Here is a 21,326-nt window from a genome sequence, read left to right as displayed (position 1 = left end):
TTAAATCATAAATCGTGATTCATTTCAGACTCATGGCAGTCGGCATTTGCTTCACCATCATTCTTATGTTTATCTGCCTTGGCAGATTTCACAACAACATGAAAACTGCTTTTTTCAGAAGACTGACGATATTCCTTATCGACGGTTGAATCCGCTGATACTGTTGATATTTTTGCTACTTTTTCTACTTTTGCCACTTTTCCTACTTTTGCGCTGCCTGAGCCGGAGCTATTGACGGAATCGCCTTTATGATTCTTAACCGGCGTAACACCGAATACCATGGTTTCATCTGCACCTTTACCCCCACTCCCCAACGCACTATTGGGCAAATCTTTTGATTCATTCTCATAAGAAGTGCTAGTCTCAGCATTGGAGGGAGCCTCACATTTCTCATCTTTGCTTCCACGGTTACTCGGCTTTATTTCAGACAGTTCAATCTGTCGTGTTTCAGTTGAATCAATATTGTGTTCTCCCTCAGTACGTGTGCTATCGGAAACGATCGTTGAATCAGTTTGCGGTACAACTTTTGCCACTGCCGTTGATACTCCGTCACCGCCAGATTCAATTTTGTACTGACGCAAAAATTCCTCGGCATCCTTGTCAGATATTTCTGCCAGAGAACTTGGATCATTTGGAACCCCCATTTGTTCACAAATAAAATCCTGCGCAAGCTTAAATATTATCGGCAACTGGACTCCAAAGCGTCCAATCTTTCGCTTTGCTATGGCCTCTTCCATAACCTTGTAAGCTACCGGCAAGTATAATGTGAATTCCGATCCGGCATTGCTTGCACTGCTAACCGTAATTCTTCCGTTATGCAAATCCGCCAATTCTTTGGCTATAGACAAACCCAAACCAGTTCCACCAAGTACAGAAGAACCACTGTTGTCCACCCTATAAAACCTGTTAAAAATAAGAGAAAGGCTTTCCTTAGGTATACCTATTCCGGTATCAATTACTTTTAGGAACACCTCTTCCCCTAAAGAATTTAAAAATACGCTTACCCTTCCGGTATTGGGGGTATATTTAATAGCATTTTCTATTAAATTGAAAATAATTCTTTCCAAAGAAGAACGCTCGGCGAAGACCAACGGAATAGTTCCAGAAACAGCAAGGTCCAGATTTATATCCTTTGCCTTAGCATTTATTTGCATCGTTTCACAACAATACTTTACCAAATGAGCAAGATCTATTTCCGTCATCAACGGACAAATAGCCTTATTGTCAAGGGAATTTAATAATGAAAGGTTTGCAACCAACTTCTTCATGCGAATTCCATCGGAATAAATTCGCTGAATATCCCCTGTCACCTCTTCTATGGTCTTTTCTTTGAGTCTCCAATTAAGCAGACTTTCAGAATAAGTTATGATAGTATTCAGCGGCGTTTTCAGCTCATGAGAAACATTGGAAACAAACAATGTGCGCTGTTTATCAAGATTTTCACGTTGGGTAATATCGTAAAGAGAAACAATTCTCATTCCACCAGAGTTCGAAAACATATCATGGATGCATATGGTAAAACTTCTGCCGGCTCGCGAATAAACGGCTGTAGGCAGACTCTTGCCTAAAACATAAGCAGTCAAAAGCCCATTATCCGTACCGAACATAGATAAAAACTCGTTTAAGTTTTTGCATTCATTTATGCCGTCACCCAACATGTTAAGTGCGGTTTTGTTACAATATAGCTTGATGTCTTCAGAGCTAAAAACAATAGTCCCCAACTCTATATCATCCATAATATCAACGAAATCGGAAGGCTTTAAATCACCAGTATTACTTTGACCATCCGTACCCGATTCCTGATTCGCAGGCGGCAAATGTTCATCTGCAGGTAAAGAAACTTGACTGTCATTTCGATGAAAAAGAAGCCAAACCCCAAATACAGTAAAGCCTAAAAAAAGGCCAATCAAAAAGGCTACTACCAAAAAAGGCCAACCAAAAACAAAGTCACCCAATCGAAGAGACAAAAAGAGCTTTAGCATGTAAAATTCCTACTCCGTAGCACCGGGATTTTCAAAATAATATCCAACCCCACGTCTTGTTAAAATATATTTATAGTTATTTTGAGTATCGCCCTCAATTTTTTCGCGCGTTCTACGAACAGTTACATCAACGGTACGTACATCACCGTAATACTCGTAACCCCAAACTCTTTCCAAAAGCTGTTCACGAGTAAAAACTTCGCCAGGATGCTGGGCAAGAAAACTTATCAACTCAAATTCACGCAAGGTAAGATTGATAACACAGCCGTTACGCCTCAATTCAAAAGAACGGAGATCAATGATAAATTCACCAAATTCAATAGTCGAACTAATGATGGCCTGTTCCTGATCAACAAAACCCATCCTCCGCAAAGTCGCTTTGACCCTAGCTAGAACTTCACGAACACTAAAAGGCTTTGTTATATAATCATCCGCACCGAGTTCAAGACCGATTACTTTATCAACTTCCTCACTTTTAGCAGTTATCATGATAATCGGTACACTGGAAGATTGCCTAATCTTTTTGCATACATCAACTCCGTTCATACGCGGAAGCATGCAGTCAAGCAGGATCAAATCAGGTTTATCAGACAAAGCAGAATTGTATGCAGTAACCCCGTCAAAAGCAGTTATAACATGATATCCCTCACGCTCAAGATTGTCCTTAAGCAAATCAACGACATTTATCTCGTCATCAACAACGAGAATCTTCTGATCCATAAGCACCTCCTAGTTTGAATATATTATAACATGCTGGTAATCGTGTGGAAAGTATTAAAAAAGCTCTTGGTGATTAGCCAAGAGCTTTTATATAATCCGGCAGCTTCCTATTTTACCAAGCCGTTACCAGCTAAGTATCTTCGGCACTAGAGAGCTTAACTACTGTGTTCGGAATGGGAACAGGTGTGGCCTCTCCGCTATCACCACCGGAATTGTTGAGGTTGTACCCTCAAGACTGCATAAGCTACTGAGTTGTCTGAGTCTTCATTCTGTCTGGTTCAACGTTGAACCAACGTGCTTGTGGTCAAGTTTTCGACCTATTAGTATCAGTCCGCTTCATACATTACTGTACTTCCACTCCTGACCTATCAACCTTGTTGTCTTCAAGGGGTCTTAACCTTTCGGTGGGAAATCTTATCTTAAGGAGGGCTTCACACTTAGATGCTTTCAGCGTTTATCCCTGCCCAACTTAGCTACCCAGCTATGCCACTGGCGTGACAACTGGTTCACCATAGGTTGGTCCATCCCGGTCCTCTCGTACTAGGGACAGCACCTTTCAAATTTCCTACGCCCACGATAGATAGGGACCGAACTGTCTCACGACGTTCTGAACCCAGCTCGCGTACCACTTTAATCGGCGAACAGCCGAACCCTTGGGACCTTCTTCAGCCCCAGGATGTGATGAGCCGACATCGAGGTGCCAAACCTCCCCGTCGATGTGAACTCTTGGGGGAGATCAGCCTGTTATCCCCAGGGTAACTTTTATCCGTTGAGCGACGGCAATTCCACTTTCTACCGCCGGATCACTAAGTCCTACTTTCGTATCTGCTCGACCTGTGTGTCTCGCAGTCAGGCTACCTTATGCCTTTACACTCGTTGCATGATTTCTAACCATGCTGAGGTAACCTTTGAGCGCCTCCGTTACCTTTTAGGAGGCGACCGCCCCAGTCAAACTGTCCGACTGCCATTGTCCTGTAACCGGATTACGGCTAACAGTTAGAAACTCAGTATCGTCAGAGTGGTATCCCAACAGTGACTCCCCATCTGCTGACGCCTATGGTTCATAGTCTCCCACCTATCCTGTACAAACAATACCGAATCCCAGTAACAATCTACAGTGAAGCTCCATGGGGTCTTTCCGTCTAGTCGCGGGTAACTTGCATCTTCACAAGTACTACAATTTCACCGGGTACGTTGTTGAGACAGTGCCCAAATCATTACGCCATTCGTGCGGGTCAGAACTTACCTGACAAGGAATTTCGCTACCTTAGGACCGTTATAGTTACGGCCGCCGTTTACTGGGGCTTAAGTTCACTGCTTCTCTTGCGATAACAGATTCCCGTGACCTTCCAGCACCGGGCAGGCGTCAGCCCCCATACTTCATCTTTCGATTTAGCGGAGACCTGTGTTTTTGCTAAACAGTTGCTTGGGCCTATTCACTGCGGCCTCTTCTCAGAGGCACCCCTTCTTGCGAACTTACGGGGTTAATTTGCCGAGTTCCTTAACAACGCTTCTCCCGCTCGTCTTAGGATTCTCTCCTCATCCACCTGTGTCGGTTTACGGTACGGGTACCTCTCCACTCGATAGCAGCTTTTCTCGTCAGTGTGGAATCACATATTTCGGTACTTGTTTTCCCTACGCATCACGCTTTCAAATCAACTAACGTACTTTACTATTAGTCTCTCTACTTCGCTTGCACGAGCATTTCCTGCAGCTCGCTTATGCTATCCTCCTGCGTCCCTGCCTCTCTCAAACGTGGATCGGTAGTTCAGGAATGTCTACCTGATATCCATCGACTACGCCTGTCGGCCTGGCCTTAGGTCCCGACTGACCCTGGGAGGACGACCCTTCCCCAGGAAACCTTGGATTTTCGACGGCAAAGATTCTCACTTCGCTCTCGTTACTTATTCCTACATTCTCACTACTGATACATCCACATGTCCTTCCGGTCATGCTTCTTCTGCTTACAGTACGCTCCCCTACCAACCTTCGGTTCCGTAGCTTCGGTATACAGTTTAGCCCCGTTAATCTTCGGCGCAGGTTCACTCGACTAGTGAGCTATTACGCACTCTTTTAATGAGTGGCTGCTTCTAAGCCAACATCCTAGCTGTTTTAGCATACCCACATCCTTTTCCACTTAACTGTAATTTTGGGACCTTAGCTGACGGTCTGGGCTGTTTCCCTTTTGACAATGGCACTTATCTGTCACTGTCTGACTCCCACGTATATCTATGCGGCATTCGGAGTTTGATAAGGTTCGGTAACCTGGTAAGGCCCCTAGCCAATTCAGTGCTCTACCTCCGCTAGACTCGACGTAAGGCTAGCCCTAAAGCTATTTCGGGGAGAACCAGCTATCTCCGGGTTCGATTGGAATTTCTCCGCTATCCACAAGTCATCAAAACCTTTTTCAACAGATACTTGTTCGGTCCTCCATGACGTTTTACCGTCACTTCAACCTGCTCATGGATAGGTCACCCGGTTTCGGGTCTATAACAGCTAACTTTACGCTCTATTAAAGCTCGGTTTCCCTTCGGCTCCGGACCTCTAGTCCTTAACCTCGCTAACTGCCATAACTCGTAGGACCGTTCTACAAAAAGTACGCTGTCGAGCTTTAACGCTCTTCAACTGCTTGTAAACACAGGGTTTCAGGTTCTTTTTCACTCCCCGTCAGGGGTTCTTTTCACCTTTCCTTCACAGTACTGCTTCACTATCGGTTACCATGTAGTATTTAGGCTTGGAGGGTGGTCCCCCCGGCTTCCCACAAGATTCCTCGTGTCTCGTGGTACTCTGGTGCTGCTAGCCTCACTCAGATTTTCGTGTACGCGACTATTACGCTCTTTGGTCTCGGCTTTCCATCCGCTCATTCCACTAATCCTTGCTTTGACTTGTTGCAGTCCACAACCCCGCATAACCGAAGTCATACGGTTTGGCCTCTTCCGCTTTCGCTCGCCACTACTTACGGAATCTCGGTTGATTTCTCTTCCTGTGGGTACTTAGATGTTTCAGTTCCCCACGTCTCCCCAGTATGCACTATTTATTCATGCAGACTTGATCGGGAATTTACCCCGATCGGGTTGCCCCATTCGGATATCTACGGATCCGGATATTTGCTCCTCCCCGTAGCTTTTCGCAGCTTGTCACGTCCTTCATCGGCTCATGGTACCAAGGCATTCGCCCTGTGCTCTTTGTAACTTGACCTTATTGGTTCTCAAAGTTTTTCTTTTTTCCGTCGTTCCAGACACTTATGAATGAAGTTCCTCAGACTCGCTTTCAACTTGTACTTTAGTACTTTTGCTGAATTTGCAAGACCATTTTTTACTTCATTATGTCTTTTACTCAGTCATTATTTCTTATGCAGTTTTCAAGGTACATCGCGGCTTGCTGCCGTACAATGGTGGAGACAACGAGAATCGAACTCGTGACCTCCTGCTTGCAAGGCAGGCGCTCTCCCAGCTGAGCTATGCCCCCATACGGCATTCAGGTACAGACCCTGAAGATTGAATAGTGAGTTAGCAAAAACAATTGTCATCTTGCGATGATCGACCTGAACTCTGTTGAATCGTTATTCAACATGTTCTCCTTAGAAAGGAGGTGATCCAGCCGCACCTTCCGATACGGCTACCTTGTTACGACTTCACCCCAATTATCGGTCCCACCTTCGGCAGCGTCCCCCTTGCGGTTAGACTACTGACTTCGGGTGTTACTGACTCTCATGGTGTGACGGGCGGTGTGTACAAGGCCCGAGAACGTATTCACGGCAGTATGCTGACCTGCCATTACTAGCAATTCCGGCTTCATGCAGGCGAGTTGCAGCCTGCAATCCGAACTGAGACTACATTTGGGGATTTGCTTCGCCTCGCGACGTCGCTGCTCTCTGTTGTAGCCATTGTAGTACGTGTGTAGCCCAGGATATAAGGGGCATGATGATTTGACGTCATCCCCACCTTCCTCCGTTTTATCAACGGCAGTCTCGCCTGAGTGCCCAACTAAATGATGGCAACTGGCAATAGGGGTTGCGCTCGTTGCGGGACTTAACCCAACATCTCACGACACGAGCTGACGACAACCATGCACCACCTGTCTCCTTGTCCCCGAAGGGAATTATGTATCTCTACATCGTTCAAGGGATGTCAAACCCTGGTAAGGTTCTTCGCGTTGCGTCGAATTAAACCACATACTCCACTGCTTGTGCGGGCCCCCGTCAATTCCTTTGAGTTTCAACCTTGCGGCCGTACTCCCCAGGTGGATTACTTATTGTGTTAACTCCGGCACAGAAGGGGTCGATACCTCCTACACCTAGTAATCATCGTTTACGGCGTGGACTACCAGGGTATCTAATCCTGTTTGCTACCCACGCTTTCGCGCCTCAGCGTCAGTTACTGTCCAGATAGCCGCCTTCGCCACTGGTGTTCCTCCTAATATCTGCGCATTTTACCGCTACACTAGGAATTCCACTATCCTCTCCAGCACTCAAGACCAACAGTATCAGATGCAGTTCCCGAGTTAAGCTCGGGGATTTCACATCTGACTTATCAGCCCGCCTGCACGCCCTTTACACCCAGTAAATCCGGATAACGCTCGCCACCTACGTATTACCGCGGCTGCTGGCACGTAGTTAGCCGTGGCTTGTTTTTCAGGTACCGTCATTTGTTTCTTCCCTGATCAAAGAAGTTTACAACCCGAAGGCCTTCATACTTCACGCGGCGTTGCTGGGTCAGGCTTTCGCCCATTGCCCAATATTCCCCACTGCTGCCTCCCGTAGGAGTCTGGGCCGTGTCTCAGTCCCAATGTGGCCGATCAACCTCTCAGTTCGGCTACCGATCGTCGCCTTGGTGGGCCGTTACCTCACCAACTAGCTAATCGGACGCGAGTCCATCTTTCACCGGATTTCTCCTTTAATCGCTCTGAGATGCCTCAATGCGATGTCATGCGCCATTAGCAACGGTTTCCCGTTGTTATTCCACTGTGAAAGGCAGGTTCCTCACGCGTTACTCACCCGTCCGCCACTAAGCTTTAATTCTGTGCAAGCACTTCCTCAAAGCTCCGTTCGACTTGCATGTGTTAAGCACGCCGCCAGCGTTCATCCTGAGCCAGGATCAAACTCTCAAATCAAAATTTGAGAGCCTTTTGGCTCTTAGTTTACTTATTTTTTACTCTAGAATTAACTAAAGTCCGTTTTTGCTTGTTTGTTCTTCACTATTCAATTTTCAAGGTCCGTTCCTTGCTCTCGCAAGGCGCTCATCTATAATAACCCTTCTCGTCTTCCTTGTCAACACTTTTTTCGCCCTTTTCTCCTCCATTTTTCCTTCCTTCCGTGCGTTTCATGTTTTCCTATAATTTATCAATTTGTCTGCCAATTCGTTCTCTCTTAAGCGCAACATTTGAGTTACTCCAGATTTACGGTTATATTCCTCATTAACACAGATTTTTATATATGGCTTTTTAGCTTTCTTTTACTACATGCCTTTGCTAATCCTTTTCACCATCGCCTTCTACTTTTCCGCCTTCCCTGTGCTTTCTATTTACATAATGTCCATGCCTTATCCTCCAGTTTTTCTCCGCTCTCTTGGTGTAGCCATTTTAATTTATTTTACATCTATAATCTGTTGCAAATCAGGAATTATTGCAAATCGGGGATTCCTGGCAAATCGGGAGATTATCATTGGTGGCTCATAGTGTTTTGTTTTCATTTTATTTCTTGACAATATTTTTCCACTTACTTATAATAAACAGCCGTATTAGTTGCGGTAGTTATATTATAATTTTTATCATAACCACAGGTTAAATTGTGACTTGTTATAAAATAAAATTCACCTTTTTGTAGCTTTTCGCTCGCCGAGGCAAAACGGAGTCAATTATATGAATAATTTCAATTTAAAACGTTCTTCCCAACACAGCTCAGCGGTTTTCAATCAGAAAATTCTTCATCCAAGTCGCAAACATGCCGCCCAAGTAAAAAAGCCCAAGCATATCACGGCATTAACGTTTTTGGTTACATTTTGTTCGCTACTAATTCTGGCCAGTTTTTTTCTACCTAAATTTTGGAACACTCTGTACAGCCTATTGCACCGTTCTGCTTTTTACATCTGTGACGATAATAATTTTGCTCAAGATGGAGGAAAAAATTCTACATTTTTTCACTCCGGCTCACAAATTGGCGCACCGTTTAAAGGTGAAGTAAAATTAACACAAGATCAGCTGAATCGAATGGTAGATCTCAACCTTAATCCCAGCGATGAAAATGTGCAAATAAATTTATCTATTATGGCTGAAAATGATACCAGGGTTAATGAGCTAGTTCAAAATCAATCGCAATTGCCGGCAGGCATGTTGCGATTGGCAGCAAAAAATGAGGCTTTCGGTTTTGTATATCAATATATTAAATTACAGAATGCCGACCTCGATGAGATAGAATCAGCAAGCTGCCGTCCCGGTCCGAGTCAACTTGGGAAACATGATCTGCCGGATGGGCATCGTCTTAGCATTCCTTACTACTTACAATGGGACAATCGCTGGGGCTATAAAAGCTACGCAGGCAGCGTTATCGGAACCTATGGCTGCGGGATAACCTGCATGGCCGGTGTTTTAAGTTATCTTAGCGGTGATCCGAACATTATGCCTGATGATTTGGCTGTCCTGTCACATTCATTGCGTACCGACAATTCCGGCACAGATATAAGTTTTATTACATCGGCTGCAGTTAATTATGGGTGCCTAGCCAGCGGGATACCTATCGACAGCGGAAAATGGCGAGAATCAATTAACCGCGGTAATCCGATCATATTAAATGTCGGCCCAGGTAATTTTACCTCTACAGGTCACTACATAACTATCATAGGCTATACAGATCAAGAAAATTTTATAATTTACGATCCGGCTAGCCCATTAAACACCTCTCGGCTTTGGTCAATAAGTACTTTGAAAAAGCAGAATGCTTTGGCCTGCTGGGAAATCAGTAAGGCAAACTAACAGCATAAATAAAAAACAACGGCTTTGGTATCTACCACCTTGCCGCTGTTTTTCTTATCGATCGTTATTGGCCAAGTCATCAGTCATCAGTCGTCAGTCGTCATCCGTCTCGGGTACAGAAGTAGTTCCTTCAGCGACCTGACCATCTGACAGCCCTAGATCCACTGTGTCGGGAATCACATCCGGCTTTTCATTAGGCTGTTCGTCGTCATGTTGAACTACAGCCAGATCGACTATCTGCCCGGCTGTACGCATCAGCCTGACTCCCTTGGTTACTCGGCTCAAAATAGGAATTTCTTTGGTTGCCACCCGTATTACTATGCCTGCGTCATTTATTATTATGATGTCATCTTCATCATTAATCGAGGCGATGCCGGCCAAATCTCCAGTTTGTTCGGTAGGTTTGTAGGTAATAAGGCCTTTGCCGCCACGATTTTGAATACGGTATTCATTGAATTCACTTCTTTTGCCATAGCCGTTTTTGCTGATTACCAGCAAGTGTCGTTCTTCATCAACTGCCGCCATTCCAATTACCTTATCAGAATGACGCAACTTTATACCGCTGACGCCGAAAGTATTTCTGCCGGTATTGCGAATATCATTAGTGTCAAAGCGAAGCGAATATCCGCCAGCTGTCGCCAGAATAACTTCCTCATGCAACCGGCTTACTTTTACACCTATGACTTCATCGTCGGGGCGAAGGTTAATCGCAATCAACCCGTTTTTCTGAATATTTGCGTACTCATACAAGGATGTTTTCTTAATCATTCCTCTTGCGGTGGCCATTAGTAGGTAGTCTTCGCGGTTGAATTCGTGTACCGTAATCACCGTTCTGACTTTTTCTCCTTCTACAAGTTGCAACAAGTTGACAATAGCCTGTCCCTTGGCCTGTCGACCAGCTTCGGGGATCTGATAACCTTTAAGGCGAAAAACACGGCCGGTATTAGTAAAGAACAGGAGGTGGTCGTGGGTGGAAGTAGTCACCAGAGTTTCGACGAAATCATCTTCGCGTGTTTGTAAGCCGGAGATGCCCCGTCCACCGCGGTGTTGTTGCTGATAGGTATCAACCGGCTGGCGTTTAACATAACCAAAATGGGTTAAAGTAATAACGACCTCTTCTTCTTTGACCAGTTCTTCGTCCTCGAATTCATCAAGTGAATACGGTTCAATAACTGTTCTGCGTTTATTAGCGTAACGTGTTTTTAAATCGGTCAATTCATCACAAATGACTTGATTTAACAGGCTGCTTTCATTAATTATGCGATTGAAATATTCAATCTTAACTATTAATTCATCCAATTCTTTTTGAAGGCGTTCACGTTCCAAAGCGGTAAGTCGACCGAGTCGCATATCCACGATATGCTGAGCCTGACGTATACTAAAATCAAAGCGTTCGCACAAAGCTTGTTTGGCAGTTTCTTCGTTGGAAGAACTTCTAATGATCCGAATCACTTCGTCGATATTGTCGATGGCCTTGAGCAAGCCTTGAACAATGTGCTGTCTAGCCAATGCTTTGTCGAGATCGAACTTGGTCCTACGAAGTACAACAGATTTTTGATGGGCAATATAGTGGTCGAGGCAATCAAGCAATGTAACAACTTTCGGTTCATAGCGGCCTTGAGCGTCCGGTACAAGTGCCAACATATTTGCATTGAAGTTGTCTTGTAGTTGAGTCATTTTGTATAGCCGGTTGAGAACGACCTGAGGGTTGGCATCACGTTTAAGCTCAATAACAATACGAATTTCTTCGTTTCGATCCGATTCATCTCGGATCATGGAGATACCGTCAATCCTCTTTTCTTTGACTAAATCGGCCATCTTTTCGATCAGTCTAGCTTTATTGACCATGTAGGGCAAATCGTGCACGACAATTTTGTGGCGATTATTGGGCATGTCTTCAATTGATGCCGCTGAACGAACGGTGATTCGCCCTTTGCCGGTGCGATAGGTTTCGCGAATGCCGCTGAGGCCAAGTATGGTTCCGCCGGTCGGGAAATCGGGGCCGGGAAGAATCTCCATTATATCTTCGAGATCGCAATCAGGATTATTAATCCGCATAACAACGGCGTCTATTGTCTCTCCCAGGTTGTGGGGCGGAATATCGGTTGCCATACCTACAGCGATGCCGGTTGACCCATTGACAAGCAGGTTCGGGAATCTAGACGGTAAAACGATTGGCTCCATTTCTTGCTCATCAAAGTTTGGCTTGAAATCAACCGTATTTTTATTTATGTCGCGCATCATTTCAACGGCTATTTTAGTTAAGCGCGCTTCCGTATACCGGTAGGCCGCCGGAGGATCGCCGTCGCGTGATCCGAAGTTGCCATGGCCGTCAACCATGGTATGACGCATGGAAAAATCCTGTGCCAGCCTAACCATAGAGTCATATACAGCTGCATCGCCGTGGGGGTGGAAATGTCCTAGAACATTCCCGACGGTCGTGGCACATTTACGATAAGGTTTGTCAGGCGTAAATCCTTGCGAAAACATCGAAAATAATATACGGCGATGAACTGGCTTAAGTCCATCACGGATGTCCGGTAACGCTCTATCAGAAATTACGCTCATAGCATAGTCAATAAATGATTTGCGCATTTCCTGTTCCAGATCAACCGGAACTATATTATTAATATTGTCACGGAATACAGCATCAACATTGTTGTGCTGAGAGTTGTTATTGTCTTTTGTGGTGGCCATTGCACCCTCCTGATATATCTTAAACGTAAATACAGTTTATTATAGCATAAAACGTCGGAATATTCTCACTTTCGCCGGTTTTACCAGCGGTACGGAAGCAAAATTATTTCGAATAAATTTTTGCTGTGTGGCGAGGAAACTTCGCCGGCGTAGGCTGTTTTTTGCGGAATATAATCAGACAACGTTCATCGTGGGTAAGTGGCAATTCAAACTTGCGGATCGCTTCCGTTTCAGCACCAAGTTCGCGAATTTCAGTCTTTATTTCTGTCATTTCTACTTCGGCAGCCGGTCCTTTCATGGCGACAAAGCAGCCGCCTTGTTTAACCAGCGGAAGGCAAAGCTCGCACAGGATCGGCAGTGGGGCCACTGCTCTGGCTACTGCTAGACTATAGTGTTCTCTATATTTTTTGTCTCGACCTGCATCTTCTGCTCTGGCATGGATGTATCTAACATTATCAACGCTAAGTATTCCGGCCAAATCATTAAGGAAGGCCAGTCGTTTTTTTAAGGAGTCCAACAAGCTCAGTTCTCCTATAGAGGCTAAGGCCTGGACCGGCAAACCGGGGAAGCCTGCGCCAGTTCCGACATCTATCCATCTGTACTGATCTGCCGCATGGGCAGAAGCGAATTTGCTGAACTCGTTTTTCAATAACGGCAACAAAGTAAGGCTGTCGGCAAAATGCTTTACTGCTACATCGATTGGTTCTGTAAGTGCAGTTAAATTCATCATACGATTAGTTTTGATCAGCTCAATCCCATATTTTTTCAGTTTATCTTTGGCTTCGGGGTTGAGTAAAGTTGCCATGTCATTGTCAGCTTCGGCCAGTCTGTCGAGATTAGCACTCAGATTGTCGGCAAAAGTTTCGATTTCAATTGGAGTAAGAGGTGGTTTCATTTTTCTTCTCCGGTTATTTGTCCATGATTTTCGCGTCGTTTTAGCTCGAGATACACTAAAAGAACGGATATATCTGCGGGTGACACGCCGGAAATACGGGCTGCCTGTCCGATCGACATCGGCCTGAATTGGGAAAGTTTTTGTTTGGCTTCGATACGTAAGCCGCCTATATCATTGTAGTCGATTTCAGGGGGTAAAAGCTTTCGTTCCATTTTCCTGAATTTTTCTATTCTTTTTTCTTCTAAAGCGATGTATCCTTGATATTTAATTCTGATTTCCGCTCCGTCTTTAATGACTTGTGGCAGTTCCGGGCGAGTTTGATCAATAGGGGCAAGCTTTTCGTAGCTCATGTTCGGGCGAAGCAACAGTTGAGCCAAAGTTGTGCCGCCTTGCAAAGCCGGTACTCCCTGCTCTGCCAAATAGTCATTTATCGCGGCTGTCCCGGTGACTTTGACTTCGTTTAAGCGTTTTATCTCTTTAGCTATCGCCGCCGCTTTATTCATATACCGGTCCAGTCGTTCTTGGGAATTTAGTCCTAAATTATAGCCTAATTCTATCAGTCGCTCATCGGCGTTGTCTTGGCGCAAAAGCAAGCGGTACTCTGCTCGTGAAGTCATCATTCGATAGGGTTCGTTTGTTCCTTTGGTAACCAGGTCATCAATTAGAACTCCTATATAAGCTTGGTCGCGCGAAAGAACTAGCGGTTGTTGCAGATGGCAGGCACGGGCAGCATTAATGCCGGCGACCAGACCTTGGGCAGCGGCCTCTTCGTAACCTGATGTTCCATTGAATTGTCCGGCCCCGTATAAACCAGCAATCAGGCGAGTTTGTAGATCGTTTTTTAAACAAGTCGGCGGTAAGCAGTCATATTCGATAGCATAGGCTGAGCGTTGAATAACGGCCTCGGCCAAGCCGGGCAAGCTGTGAACTATTTTCAGCTGAACATCTTCGGGGAGGCTGCTTGACAGGCCTTGTAGATACATCTCGGCCGTCGTTTGTCCCATGGGTTCAATAAAAATTTGGTGACGTAGTTTATCCGGGAATCGGACTATTTTATCCTCAATTGACGGACAGTAACGCGGTCCTATTCCCTCGATCTGACCTGAATACAGCGGTGAACGATACAAATTCTCTCGGATTATTTCAGCCGTGTCGCCGGTTGTCCAAGTCAACCAGCAATTCTGTTGTGGCAAAAGGTCTTTTTGGGGTGAGTTCTCATAGTCGAAGGAAAATCGCCACAGGTCTTTATCCGGCGTTTGTGATTCCATTTGTTTGAAATCAACTGAATATTTATTCACCCGTACCGGCGTACCGGTTTTGAAGCGGCGTAGCGGAAGGCCGAGGTTGCGCAAATTTATTGCCAGTTCAGCGGCTGGCTGGGAATTGTCCGGCCCCGAAGCGTAATTGTGTTCGCCGATAAAAACCTTCCCAGCTAAATATGTTCCGGTGGCTATGATGACTTTTTTACATGTAAATATCGCTCCGTTCCTGGTAACGACACCGCTAACTTTTCCGAGTTTGAGGTCTGATTCAATTTCATTTTCGGTTTCAATAAGAATGTTGACGACTTCTGCTTGAAACAAATGAAGATTCGGAACAGTCTCCAAATAGCTTTTCATCGTTTCCTGGTAAAGCCGGCGGTCAATTTGTGCACGCGGCGACTGCACGGCCGGGCCTTTACTGCTGTTGAGCATCCGGTATTGAATCGCACATTTATCGGCGATTTTTCCCATAACTCCACCCAAAGCATCTATCTCACGTACCAATTGGCCTTTAGCAGTACCTCCGATACTTGGATTACACGGTAAATTGGCGACCGCGTCAAGAGTTAAGCTGAACAACACCGTACGGCAACCAAGTTTGGCCGCTGCCACTGCCGCTTCGCAACCGGCATGTCCCGCCCCAATTACAGCAACATCTATAGTATCACTTAAATATGTATTTGATAAACCAAGCGCTTCTTTCAGATTCATCCCGATCACCTGAGCAAATATGATTAAAACCTATTTGCCAACACAAAAGTTAGCAAATATCTCTCGCCAAACTTCATCCGTAACATTTTCGCCGGTTATCTCAGCTAATGTTTCGGCAATATTTTGAAGCATTAAACTGATTATGTCCAACGGTAGTTCTGTCAAATTTCTTTTCAGATCACACATCAATTCGGTCGCTTTTTTTACAATCAAGAAATGTCTTTCCGCAGTCAGCAGAACGCCATCACTATGCAAAATTCTTTCTCCGTTTGAAAACAGCTTGATAATTTGCTTTATCAACTGCTCAATACCTGATTTATCCAAGCCGGAAACCGCAATTGGTGGCAAAAATTCTAGGCCGATCGCGGCATGCGTAGCCTCAATCCGTAAATTTTCCAAATATCTCGGTAAATCCGAGGGATTAAGCAGATCGGCTTTGGAAATCAGTGGAAGAATAGGTGCATTTCCGGAAAAATTTTTCAATTCGGCTAAATCTTCAGACAAGCTTTTACTGTCAGAAGGAAACAGCCAAAGAATAAGATCGGCTTTTTGCATGGCTTTTAAACTACGATCTACCCCCAACCGCTCAACAGTATCCGTGGTTGCACGTAGACCTGCCGTATCGATTACCGTAATGGCATGGCCGCTCAAATTTATTCTTTCTTCAATTGTATCTCGCGTTGTCCCTGGAATATCGGTAACAATCGCGCGGTCATAACCGCTTAAAGTATTCAGGAGGGTCGATTTGCCGGAATTAGGTCTGCCCGCCAACAAAACACAAAGTCCATCGCGGATAACTCGGCCGTCATGGTAGGTCGCAACTAAAGCAATCAGTTTTTCTGTCGCAGTTTCAATGTCTTTGCGCAAAGATTCAGGTGAAATGACGCTTTCTTCATGTTCGGGATATTGGATGGCCAATTCCAACTTAGCCATGGTGCTTAATAATGGTTCACGGATCTCATGAATATAGCTCGACAGTTTGCCTTGCAGCTGACCTAACGCTGCTTCCGCCCGGCTGTCCGCTTCGGCATTTATTAAATCCATCACAGCTTCGGCCTGAGCCAGATCCAATTTACCGTTCAAAAATGCTCGTCTGGTAAATTCGCCGGGTTCGGCTAAACGCGCACCGGCTTTGACCACAGCCTGTAGCAAAGCGTTTCTTACAGCCTGTCCGCCGTGGATGGAAATTTCGACAACATCTTCGCCTGTGTAAGAACGTGGTGCAACAAAGCGAGTCAAAACAGCCTCATCTATCGGTTTTAACTCTTCCGGATCAAAGACATGTCCGAACCGGCATGTATATCCTCGCATTCTTCTTACCGTAGTCAACGAAGAAAAAGCAGACCGATCATTTTTTGCCGGCCAGCTGCCAGGATAAAATACGTGGTCTGCTATTTGGGCTGCCGTCCCGCCTGATAACCGCAATACGGCCAATCCAGCTTGCCCGGCAGGCGTAGCGTAAGCAACACAAGTATCATTAATCATTGTTTTTGCGTACCGGAGCTATGATCACCCGGCGTTCGGCACCTTCACCTTCACTGTATGTCTCCACACCGCGAAAATTTTGTAAAGAAAAGTGAATTACCCGTCGGTCGGCAGGAGTCATAGGGTTCATTTCGAAAGTGCGGCCGTAGCGGGCAACTTTAGCAGCCGCGCGTCTGGCCATGGCAGCTAAATTACTTTCATGTCTTCTACGATATCCTGCTACATCCAAGTGGACATGGACTTGATTCTCACGCTCACGGTTGGCAACCAAGGAAGTCAAATATTGCAAAGCACTCAAGGTCTCGCCACCCCGGCCGATTATTATGCCGCAGTTGTCGCCGTCTATATTCACATCGATCGAGTCCTCATTAAGCGTAATATTAACCGAACACGGCAACGCAAAAGCTGAGGTCACCTGTTCAACAAAACTTTTGATGGCCGCTACAGTTTCTTCATCCTCATGGTCAGCTTGGTTAACCGAATCACCATAATAACGCGGTTTATCATCTTCAGCGGTAACCAAGACTCTGGCCGGTCTATACGGCGCCCCATCTTTAGACGCAACACCTTCCTCTAAGACTTCCACTACCACTTCATCAATTGACATTCCAAGTTCGGCCAAGGCGGCATCAACCGCTTCGGTAACTGTCTTTCCTGTTTTTTCAACACTAACTGACATTATATTCACCATCCCGTTTATTCAGCTTGCTTTTTCGTTTTCTTAGTATATAGAGCATACAAAATATATTGCTGCAGCATAGCCATTAAATTTCCGACGATCCAATATATCGACATGGCTGCCGGCATTGAGAAACACATGTACAAGGTGATTAACGGCATCGTAAACTTCATACCTTTCATCATTCCTTGCTGCGTCATATCGGTGACTTCCGAACGAGCTGGATTGTTTTTGGCCCGAGCCTTGCTTTCTTTAATTTTTTTGTAGGACGGATTCGTCCACTCCATCATCTTGCTCATCAAAAATGTAGAAACTACCGCCAAAAGGACAATTATCAGAATCGGCAGATACCGACTCATCTGGTCACCAAATAAAAGTTTCGGGTTTATCGTGGCCGTATCTCCCAAGTTCACGCCCAGGAAATACGGATCAATCAGTTGGCTCGCTTTTAGCCAGCCTTGCTCAACCGCATTGGCAAACTCGGTTGCATGAGTGTGTAATACAGTTAAAACAGGAATATCAGAATACGCTAAATTTTTCAGCTCCGATGCCGTAATCAAGCCGCTTTGGTTAAGGTGTTGAGCCAACTTGGTAATGTTTTCTGTTACCGCACCTGAAATATACTGCAAAGGGCTGGAAACCATTCGATAAACAGGCCAAATTATTATTAATGGCAACAAGCTCGGCAAACAACCGCCGAACTGTGAAACGTTATGCTTGCGATAAAGTGCCATCGTAGCTTCTTGTAAACCTTGGCGGTCTTTACCGTAAACACGTTTCAAGTCATCCAGTTGAGGAGCCAAAGCTTGGGTCTTCAGGGTAGTCTTATGTTGTTTGACGCTGAACGGGATCATAATCAACCGTATGGCAACTGTAAATATAATTATAACCAAGCCATAATTGTTGAATATGTCGTACAAATTTCGCATAATCCAACTAAAGGCTACATAAAGTGGTGACAAAATTGATGCGGTATAAATCATCTTCTACTCCTGTTACTTGACCGGGTCATATCCGCCTTTGCTGAACGGATTGCAACGTAAAAGGCGCCATAACGCCATAGTTCCACCGAGCAATGCTCCATATTTTTTTATTGCCAATTGAGCATATTCGGAGCATGTCGGCAAATATTTGCAACAAGCGGGTCGATACGGTGAAATTCCTACCTGATAGCATTTTATCAAATATAGTAAAATCCGTCTCACGTCGTCCCTCCCGCCGTGCAACTTTCCGGCCGAGGTTCGTCCTGTTCACGCAAAATATCGGCACGGACCAGCAATACGCGCAAATCGTCAGCTACCTGTCTAAATTCAGGCAAGCTTTCCGTCGCCCGCATAGTGATTATTATATCATAGCCGCAGCTACAGCTATAAGCATATTTTCGGTAAGCTTCGCGAGCTAAACGCTTAAGTCGATTGCGTCGCACACTACTGCCGTAATTACGCCCTACCGCATATGCAACTCGATTATACTTGAGGCGCGGACGAGGCAAAACATTTATCGACAACGTTGTTGCAATATATCTTTTGCCTTTGCGAAAGACTCGACTGAATTCGTAGTTTTTTTTAATCACTATTAATTTAGTCAAGACTGACCTCCATAAGACTATAAGAACAAAGACCGTTCAGACGGTCTTCTTTCTTAAACTGTTAGTTTTTTTCTGCCTTTGAGTCTGCGACGTCTTAAAACATCTCTGCCCGATGCAGTCCTCATGCGTTTACGGAAACCGTGTTCACGTGTTCTTTGACGTTTCTTAGGTTGATATGTCATTTTAGCCATTTATATTCACCTCCATATTGAAAACCATATAGCCAAAAAATTGTACTATATATCGGTTCATTCTGTCAAATTCGTTTCTGCAAATTTGTCAGTTTACACCAAACTTTCTTTTTATTTAATGCGCATAAAATTGATTCGCATTTTTTGTGGTCAGATGGAATGATCCAGCCGGCACTGCCACTGCCACTTAGATGAGCGCTAGCCGAGTCTGTCTGCTGTCTGATATAGCTTAAAAGCTGGATATATTCAGGCATAACTAATTTTAAAATCGCTTCGAAGGCGTTGCCACTATATAGCAAAGCTTTTCCATAGTCAGCCTCCAACCAGTTCGTGATAAATTTGTCGTTATCGGGTCGATAAGGAGCTGTTTCGTCCGCTTTCAGTTGGTCGTATATTTTGTATGCAATTGCTGTAGAAATGCCAGTTTCCGGTTTGAAAATTATAACAGGAAGTTCCGTTGTTTTCTCAATTTGGCGAACCGTTTCGCCAGCACCGGTTATTTCGGCCATACCGCCAGTTAGAAAAAACGGCACGTCCATGCCGATTGCGGTGGCTAATTCTTTTTTGGCAGCACTTGACGGCAAAAATGTCGACTGGGAGTTTTCAGTTTTCAAATTCGCCAAAACTTCAATCAGTGCAGCCGCGTCGGATGATCCGCCGCCTAAACCAGCTTCGTTGGGGATATTTTTTGTCAGCTCTATTCGGCAACGGCGTACATATTTCGTTGCTTCAAGCAGGCTATGTTCATTGTCGGACCTTAGGCGGTCAGCCAGTTCCCGAAAAACTTTGATTATGGTGTTGTTCCCGGATGCCGGCACAGCGAATTCTCCCCTAATTTGCAAGTCAATTAGCCATAATTCATCGCCGATAAGCAGATTAATTCCGTAAGTATTTTTGTCTTTTATTGTTGCCTGCCGATTCGCTCTGATGGTTTCCGATGGCAAGCTGTCGCCGCGGCAAGTTTCTATTTTTACAAGTATGTCGTCGGCCAAAGCAACAGTATGAAAATATGATCGCAACAAATGAAAACCGTCCGATCGTTTTCCGCTTATATCAAGAGTAAGGTTTAATTTGGCCGGCGCTTTCACAGTAAAATCAATAATATTATTTCCGTCATTTCGTTTTACTATCATCTATACCACCATAATCATCAGCGCATGAACATTTCCACCGCTGCCTCGGAGCGTTGACGACAAAGCTCGCGATACTCTTTGGGCGTAATTCCCATCTGTTTACGGAAGGCTGAGTTAAATCGCTGAGGACTGCTGAAGCCTACTTGTTCGGCAACACTGCTCACCTTAAAGTTATTTTTTTCTAGCAATTTGCATGCTCGTGATATTCTCACCTGAAATATGAACGATAGAGGACTGATGCCAGTGTTTTCTCGAAAAACTCGCGTAAAGTAGCTTGGGCTGAGGCATACATAGGCAGCCACATCAGTAACATTAATATCTTTTGCATAATTGTCCAAAATATAGTTGCGGCTGAGTTTGACGAGATCCTGAATTGATCCGTTACGAACTTCATCCGCACGCTCATAGGTTATTTCCAATGAACGCAAGGCCAGAACAATTATTTGAAACAAGTATAATTCCTGCATTAAGTCATACGAATAAGGCCTGAAAACGCTTTCTTTATATATGTGATCGAACAGCGGCCCCATTGTTTCCTGCACATTATCGGGGAAACAGATTATATCCGGCAAATTTACCGCTCTGCCAACACGACGCTTAATCAGCTCTTCGATGTCAATCCGGTTTGATTCTTCTGAGTTTTTTTCCGCAAAGTTCGTTGATTTTTCACTACTATTATCAAGAAGGGCAAAGCCCAGCCAAACCACCTCCGCCTTAGTATCCTGCGTAATGCAGGTGCATTCAACGTTACGTTGTAATAACGCAATTCCGCCAGTTGACAAAATCTGCGATGTACTTGCAGTTTGCACGGCAATCTTACCGCTGCGCACAAAAGCTAGGCGATAATTCTTTATCAAATCGTAACTCAGCTTTTCTTCACCGCAAGAGGAGATCGAAATATTGGCAGCAATCAATATTGGCAAAAAACCTGCTTTTATTTCTGTGCCATAGACCTTTCCGGACAATATTTCCTGCAGCATATCCGTTCCTCCTTTGGGATGTTATTCTGTCTAT

General features: G+C 44.9%; 14 protein-coding genes, 1 tRNA gene and 3 rRNA genes. 1 reads left to right on the top strand and 17 read right to left on the bottom strand.

All coding sequences use genetic code 11. From position 1 onward, the window contains the following. Window positions 1-5: 5 nt before the first annotated feature. From HMPREF0868_RS07820 to HMPREF0868_RS02085, 6 genes are all read right to left on the bottom strand, one after another. Window positions 6-1,982, bottom strand: a complete 1,977-nt coding sequence (locus HMPREF0868_RS07820; RefSeq protein ID WP_012993066.1) for a sensor histidine kinase — start codon at window positions 1,980-1,982, stop codon at window positions 6-8. Window positions 1,983-1,991: 9 nt separating this feature from the next. After that, window positions 1,992-2,702 (bottom strand): response regulator, encoded by a 711-nt coding sequence (locus tag HMPREF0868_RS02105; protein WP_012993065.1) that lies wholly within the window; start codon window positions 2,700-2,702, stop codon window positions 1,992-1,994. Window positions 2,703-2,796: 94 nt separating this feature from the next. Beyond that, a 5S ribosomal RNA gene (gene rrf, locus HMPREF0868_RS02100) occupies window positions 2,797-2,913 on the bottom strand. 89 nt (window positions 2,914-3,002) lie between these two features. After that, a 23S ribosomal RNA gene (locus HMPREF0868_RS02095) occupies window positions 3,003-5,900 on the bottom strand. Between the two features lie 194 nt (window positions 5,901-6,094). After that, window positions 6,095-6,170 (bottom strand) — tRNA-Ala (locus HMPREF0868_RS02090). A 116-nt stretch (window positions 6,171-6,286) separates the two neighbouring features. Continuing rightward, window positions 6,287-7,814, bottom strand: a 16S ribosomal RNA gene (locus tag HMPREF0868_RS02085). Together the 16S, 23S and 5S rRNA genes with 1 tRNA gene alongside form the textbook arrangement of a ribosomal RNA operon. 747 nt (window positions 7,815-8,561) lie before the next feature. Between HMPREF0868_RS02085 and HMPREF0868_RS07815 the strand changes: the two genes are divergently transcribed. Further along, window positions 8,562-9,671 (top strand): C39 family peptidase, encoded by a 1,110-nt coding sequence (locus tag HMPREF0868_RS07815; RefSeq protein WP_012993064.1) that lies wholly within the window; start codon window positions 8,562-8,564, stop codon window positions 9,669-9,671. Window positions 9,672-9,764: 93 nt separating this feature from the next. On the opposite strand, the gene gyrA is transcribed toward HMPREF0868_RS07815, so the two are convergent. From gyrA to HMPREF0868_RS07805, 11 genes are all read right to left on the bottom strand, one after another. Then, window positions 9,765-12,368: a DNA gyrase subunit A gene (gene gyrA / locus HMPREF0868_RS02075; protein ID WP_012993063.1), complete on the bottom strand. Its 2,604-nt coding sequence runs from the start codon at window positions 12,366-12,368 to the stop codon at window positions 9,765-9,767. A 103-nt stretch (window positions 12,369-12,471) separates the two neighbouring features. Beyond that, on the bottom strand, window positions 12,472-13,263 hold the full coding sequence (gene rsmG, locus HMPREF0868_RS02070) for a 16S rRNA (guanine(527)-N(7))-methyltransferase RsmG (protein ID WP_012993062.1): 792 nt from the start codon (window positions 13,261-13,263) through the stop codon (window positions 12,472-12,474). Further along, entirely contained in the window at window positions 13,260-15,236 is a 1,977-nt protein-coding gene (mnmG, locus tag HMPREF0868_RS02065) for a tRNA uridine-5-carboxymethylaminomethyl(34) synthesis enzyme MnmG (protein ID WP_012993061.1), read from the bottom strand. The genes rsmG and mnmG overlap by 4 nt, the downstream gene beginning before the upstream one ends. Before the next feature lie 30 nt (window positions 15,237-15,266). Further along, window positions 15,267-16,721 carry a tRNA uridine-5-carboxymethylaminomethyl(34) synthesis GTPase MnmE gene (mnmE, locus tag HMPREF0868_RS02060; protein WP_012993060.1) on the bottom strand — a complete coding sequence of 485 codons (1,455 nt, stop codon included), beginning with the start codon at window positions 16,719-16,721 and terminating at the stop codon, window positions 15,267-15,269. Next, window positions 16,714-17,400: an RNA-binding cell elongation regulator Jag/EloR gene (gene jag, locus HMPREF0868_RS02055; protein ID WP_012993059.1), complete on the bottom strand. Its 687-nt coding sequence runs from the start codon at window positions 17,398-17,400 to the stop codon at window positions 16,714-16,716. The genes mnmE and jag overlap by 8 nt, the downstream gene beginning before the upstream one ends. A 17-nt stretch (window positions 17,401-17,417) precedes the next feature. Next, window positions 17,418-18,383, bottom strand: a complete 966-nt coding sequence (locus HMPREF0868_RS02050) for a YidC/Oxa1 family membrane protein insertase (protein ID WP_012993058.1) — start codon at window positions 18,381-18,383, stop codon at window positions 17,418-17,420. Window positions 18,384-18,395: 12 nt separating this feature from the next. After that, entirely contained in the window at window positions 18,396-18,605 is a 210-nt protein-coding gene (yidD, locus tag HMPREF0868_RS02045) for a membrane protein insertion efficiency factor YidD (protein WP_012993057.1), read from the bottom strand. Then, a complete protein-coding gene (gene rnpA / locus HMPREF0868_RS02040) occupies window positions 18,602-18,988 on the bottom strand; it encodes a ribonuclease P protein component (RefSeq protein ID WP_012993056.1) in 387 nt (128 codons plus the stop codon). The genes yidD and rnpA overlap by 4 nt, the downstream gene beginning before the upstream one ends. Before the next feature lie 53 nt (window positions 18,989-19,041). Further along, window positions 19,042-19,170 carry a 50S ribosomal protein L34 gene (rpmH, locus tag HMPREF0868_RS08180; RefSeq protein WP_081470302.1) on the bottom strand — a complete coding sequence of 43 codons (129 nt, stop codon included), beginning with the start codon at window positions 19,168-19,170 and terminating at the stop codon, window positions 19,042-19,044. Between the two features lie 74 nt (window positions 19,171-19,244). Then, on the bottom strand, window positions 19,245-20,312 hold the full coding sequence (locus tag HMPREF0868_RS07810) for a 4-(cytidine 5'-diphospho)-2-C-methyl-D-erythritol kinase (RefSeq protein WP_012993054.1): 1,068 nt from the start codon (window positions 20,310-20,312) through the stop codon (window positions 19,245-19,247). Between the two features lie 17 nt (window positions 20,313-20,329). Beyond that, a complete protein-coding gene (locus tag HMPREF0868_RS07805; protein WP_012993053.1) occupies window positions 20,330-21,292 on the bottom strand; it encodes an AraC family transcriptional regulator in 963 nt (320 codons plus the stop codon). Window positions 21,293-21,326 lie beyond the last annotated feature (34 nt).

Origin of the sequence: Mageeibacillus indolicus UPII9-5, assembly GCF_000025225.2 — a bacterium.
Lineage (GTDB): Bacteria > Bacillota > Clostridia > Saccharofermentanales > Fastidiosipilaceae > Mageeibacillus > Mageeibacillus indolicus.
The sequence above is the reverse complement of the archived record's forward strand: the minus strand, read 5'-3'. Positions and strand labels throughout refer to the sequence as shown.